Raw genomic sequence first — 250 nt, 5'->3', positions numbered from 1 at the left:
TTTTCCATGATGATGGCCGCCTGCTCGCGGATGGCCGGATCCTGCGAACCGAACGGAAAGCGGCGATGGGCGCTCAGGCACATGGAGTGGAGCGGGAGGCTGTGCTGCTCGCACAGGTGTCTGAGCTGATAGATTTCGCTATCTGACCAATCCAGCCGCTGCAGTTTTTCATCCGATTCATCAATGGATATCTCGATGAAATCAAAGCCAAGCTCCTTGGCCGACAGAATTTTATCTTGCCACTCCAGGT

At 54.4% G+C, this 250-nt stretch carries 1 protein-coding gene; it reads right to left on the bottom strand.

Annotated elements, in window-relative coordinates; translation table 11 throughout:
- Positions 1 to 250, bottom strand: a 250-nt coding sequence (locus B4920_RS27225; RefSeq protein WP_139379740.1) for a TIM barrel protein, incomplete at both ends; no start/stop codon positions are given.

The organism is Zoogloea sp. LCSB751, assembly GCF_002028455.1.
Classification (GTDB): domain Bacteria; phylum Pseudomonadota; class Gammaproteobacteria; order Burkholderiales; family Rhodocyclaceae; genus Zoogloea.
The sequence above is the reverse complement of the archived record's forward strand: the minus strand, read 5'-3'. Positions and strand labels throughout refer to the sequence as shown.